Source organism: Sporichthya sp. (assembly GCF_013815995.1).
In the GTDB taxonomy this organism is placed as follows: Bacteria; Actinomycetota; Actinomycetes; order Sporichthyales; family Sporichthyaceae; genus Sporichthya.
In genome coordinates, this window is record NZ_JACDFE010000323.1 from 1 (window position 1) to 3,686 (window position 3,686).

At 70.6% G+C, this 3,686-nt stretch carries 6 protein-coding genes, 1 tRNA gene and 1 pseudogene; 1 reads left to right on the forward strand and 7 read right to left on the reverse strand.

Annotated elements, in window-relative coordinates:
• Window positions 1-32: 32 nt before the first annotated feature.
• Window positions 33-161 carry a hypothetical protein gene (locus tag H0X00_RS24040; protein ID WP_367186739.1) on the forward strand — a complete coding sequence of 43 codons (129 nt, stop codon included), beginning with the start codon at window positions 33-35 and terminating at the stop codon, window positions 159-161.
• On the opposite strand, the pseudogene H0X00_RS22550 reads toward H0X00_RS24040, so the two are convergent.
• From H0X00_RS22550 to H0X00_RS22580, 7 genes and pseudogenes are all read right to left on the reverse strand, one after another.
• Window positions 145-565: pseudogene (locus tag H0X00_RS22550) on the reverse strand (type II toxin-antitoxin system VapC family toxin). The gene H0X00_RS24040 and the pseudogene H0X00_RS22550 sit on opposite strands and share 17 nt — an antisense overlap.
• Window positions 565-816, reverse strand: coding sequence for a type II toxin-antitoxin system prevent-host-death family antitoxin (locus H0X00_RS22555; RefSeq protein ID WP_293775023.1), 252 nt, complete (start codon window positions 814-816; stop codon window positions 565-567). Before H0X00_RS22555 ends, H0X00_RS22550 begins: the two are co-directional and overlap by 1 nt.
• A 21-nt stretch (window positions 817-837) precedes the next feature.
• Window positions 838-1,278: a hypothetical protein gene (locus tag H0X00_RS22560; protein WP_293775024.1), complete on the reverse strand. Its 441-nt coding sequence runs from the start codon at window positions 1,276-1,278 to the stop codon at window positions 838-840.
• 195 nt (window positions 1,279-1,473) lie between these two features.
• Window positions 1,474-1,562: transfer RNA gene (locus tag H0X00_RS22565), tRNA-Ser, on the reverse strand.
• A gap of 16 nt (window positions 1,563-1,578) precedes the next feature.
• Window positions 1,579-1,779 carry a hypothetical protein gene (locus H0X00_RS22570; RefSeq protein WP_293775025.1) on the reverse strand — a complete coding sequence of 67 codons (201 nt, stop codon included), beginning with the start codon at window positions 1,777-1,779 and terminating at the stop codon, window positions 1,579-1,581.
• Window positions 1,780-1,781: 2 nt separating this feature from the next.
• Window positions 1,782-2,072 (reverse strand): hypothetical protein, encoded by a 291-nt coding sequence (locus tag H0X00_RS22575; protein WP_293775026.1) that lies wholly within the window; start codon window positions 2,070-2,072, stop codon window positions 1,782-1,784.
• Between the two features lie 140 nt (window positions 2,073-2,212).
• Window positions 2,213-3,430, reverse strand: coding sequence for a PDZ domain-containing protein (locus tag H0X00_RS22580; protein ID WP_293775027.1), 1,218 nt, complete (start codon window positions 3,428-3,430; stop codon window positions 2,213-2,215).
• Window positions 3,431-3,686 lie beyond the last annotated feature (256 nt).

The following is a 3,686-nucleotide window of genomic DNA, read 5'->3' on the forward strand; positions in this document are numbered from 1 at the left end:
GCCACGGTCTGGGCCTGGCCATCGTCGCCGCGATCGCGACCGCGCACGGCGGCCGCTACGCCGTGCACTCCGCGGCCGGCCGCGGCAGCGTGTTCTGGATCGAGTTCCCGGCCGTGCCCACCGGAGTCGACCTCGACTCGCCGGTCAGGACCAGGGGTTGACGACCCGAAGCCCGTCGAAGCGTTCGAAGTCCCGCAGGTTGCGCGTCGCTACGGTCAGCTTGTGCTGCAGTGCCGTTTGCCGCGATCAGCGCGTCCGGAAACGGCGCGGGATCGGGAACGTGCAGCGCCGCCGCCCGGCGGACCACGGTCACATCGACCGGCAGTATGCGCTGGTCGAAGGCACGCAGTACCCCCTCGTCGAGCCATTGCCGCAGGATCTGACCCTGCGCCTGATCCGCTCGTTCGGCGAGCAGCACGCCGAGCTCCAGTTCCAGGATGGTGACCGCGGAAAGATATACCTGATGGACCGTCAGGTTCTCCGCCCACACGTGGACCGCAGCGTCGGCGCGGCCGGCGGCGACCTTGCGCAACTCGGAGACGACGTTCGTGTCGAGCAGAAACATCAGTCGAAGGAGGCAGGCGTCGGCAGCTCGCGCGATCGTGGGGCTTCGAACTCCACCTCGGCGACGCCCGCCGGATGGCCGAGCAGGGCCAGCAAGCCGCCCGACGGGCTGAGCGCTGCGTAGGCGGCGTAGGTCAGCAGAACGTGCGCGGGCTCGCCCCGGTCGGTGATGATCACCGGCCCGCGCTCCGCCGCTCGCTTCGCGCCGCTCGTGTCCTGGTTGAACTCACGGCTCGTCAGATGCGTTTCCACTCACTCATTGTAGCAACGTGTCTACTGTTCGAGCGGGTAGGCCGTGATGACCTTGCCGTCCGCTCGGGCCACGACCACGACCACCTCCTGCTCCGGCGTCGGCGCACCCCGGAGGGCGCACGTGTCGCGCCGGGCGTCGCATCGCACGGACTGCGGCCGAGCCAGCGTGGTCGCGAGTGCGGTGTCGACGAAGCGGGGCCACGGCACGACGACCGGGGCCGCGGCGGCGGCCGCGCGCCAGTCGGCGGTGTGCCGGATCACGATGTGACGCAGCCCGAACTTGGTGTTGCCGCAGTACAGGGGACTGCTCCCGCCCGCCAGTTCAGCAACCGCGCGGCGCGGGTAGCTGCGCACCGTCGTCAGCGTCGGCGCGTCCTGGGTGCAGACCGCCTTCGCGGTGGCCACCGGCGCCGCCGGAGCGAGGACCTCACCCGGAGCCGAGTCGGTCGCCGTCGCGCTCACCCCGAGGACTGCGGCAGGCACCCACAGCCGCCACCACCATCTGCGTCTCGCCCCATGCCTCGCCATCTGCGTCCTCCTCTTCTCAGAGCGCTCGGAGCGACGAAGGTAGGCAGCGTTGACCTCGATCGGCTGCGTCCGGCGGTCGCCTGTGGATGACGAGGGCGGAACCGGGGCTTGTGGACAAGTGCTTCGGAGCGGAGGGCCAGGGATTCGAACCCTGGATCAGAGTCACCCCTGATAGTGGTTTTCAAGACCACCGCACTAGGCCACTATGCGAGCCCTCCTGGTGCTGCCCGCCCATCATCCCGCGCCAACCCCCGCGGGGGGGCGACCTACGTGGTCACTGCGGCCGGCGTCGGTGGCGACGACGAAGTAGCGGCCGGGCGGCACCCCGATCGTGAATTCTCCGGCGTCGTCCGCGCGGGTGTGCAGCACCTCGCGCCCGTCGAGGCCGATGACGGTGACAGCGCCGGGACGCGGGTGTCGGACCGGCGCCGGCACAGCTACCTGCTCGGGAACTGCTGGGTGCAGCCGATCGCGGCGCGTTTGCCAGTGGTCAGCCGGAAGGTGACGACGGCAGTGACCGAGGCCATGTCCGTGTTCAGGCGCTTGCGGTAGGCCGGCTTGTCACCCCGCCGCTCGGCGAAGGCGGCCCCGCCGAGCTGGGGATTCGTGGCCGCCGTCTCGAAGATCAGGTTCGTCGCGACGGACCGCACCCGACCGTTGTCGAAGTTGCCGGTGCCGTCCGGGTGGGAAACCCTCACCCGGACCTGCCGGACGCCGTGCGTTGCCACCGAACTTGACCACGATCGTGCGGCCCTGGAAGTGGCCGAGCCACGGCAGGGCCTGGACCAGGATCGCGGCCTTGGTGTCCCATCACCAGGGCAGCTCGGCCGCCCAGATCGGCCAGGTCAGCGCGCTCAGAGCAGCACGCTCAGAGCAGCGCGACGATCCCGTCGCCGTCCTTGTCCTCCTTCGGCGTGACGGTGACGGTCTTCGTCGTCCCGTCCACCTTCTGGACCTCGACCTCGAGCTCCTCGCCGCCCCGACCGTTCAGGGCCGCGTCGAGGTCGGCGGTGCTCCCGGCCGGGACGTCGCCGACCCGCTGGATGGCGTCGCCCTTGGCCAGACCGGCCTTGGCCGCCGGGCTGCCCGGGGTCACCTTGGTCACCGCGATGCCCGGCCGGCCGGACAGCGGCGCGACCTCGACCCCGATGGTCGACGGCACCGGGGTCTGCCAGAATGTCGGCGCCTTCGACATGTCGGAGAGCACGAGCGTCTTCGTCAGGTTCTCCTTGCCGCGCAGCACGAGCAGCTCGACCTCGTCGCCCGGCGTGAGCTTGAGCAGCTCCGCACCCAGGCCCTGCTCGGGGTTGTTGCCGTTCACCGAGGCGATGTGGTCCCCTACCTCGAGCACGCCTTCGGCAGGCGAGCCGTCGATGACCCGACTGACCGTCACCCCCGAGCCGGTGCCGACACCGACCCAAGCCCCGATCCACGGCCGGGAGTCAGCGAGCACCGCGACGCCCTTGTCGTCCTGACCGGAAGTCATCCCGACGGTCTGGGTGTACTTGGCCGGGTCGCCGCCCTGCAGCCACGGGTACCAGTAGTTCGGCACCTCAAGATGCTGCGCGTCCTCCGCACCGGTCACCTCGGGCTTGCCGAGATCCTGGGCCATCTCGTAGTGGTCGAGGTGGGACGTGCCGTCGAGGAAGTCGACGACGGCGAGCACGCCGAGCACGTGCGGGTTGGCCTTGTCCTCGCCGTAGATCACCAGCGCGGGGTGGTCGGCGGCGAAGGTGACGCGCGCAACGGTGGCCCCGCCGAGGCGGTCCTTCTGGTTCAGCACCGGGTCCGGCGAGTCGTCGCGCAGGTCCGCCGGGGCACCGAAGTCGCCCTGCATCTCGTACGGGACCGCCTTGTCCGCGGCGTCGAAGACCTCGGCCCAGGCCCCGTCGCGGAAGGCGAACACCTGCACGTTCTGGGTCGCGCCGGTGCCGGCCTCGCCGGCCACGGTCGCCGGCGCCTGGGGATTCTCGGAGATCACGACGTGGTAGTCCGGCTGTCCCGCGGCCAGCGCCATCGCCTTGGTGGAGACGACCTTGTACCCGGCCGGAACCAGCTTGGCCGCGTTGAACGGGCCGGTGGTCACCGGCGACGCCGGCGTCGGGGTCGGCGTGGAGGTGCTGCCGCCGGCCGGAGCCTGCGCGACGTCGTCGTCGTTCCCGCACCCCGCGAGCCCGCCCGCAGCCAGTACGGCCGCGATCGCCCAGGTGACGCCCCTAGAGCGTGTCTCACGAGTTGAGCGGGGCTGACGCGAGATTCTCGGGTCATGTCGCGTGGAGCTGTGTTGACCGATGAGATGTGGGCTCGGATCGAGCCGTTGCTGCCTGCTGTGAAAGGCCCTA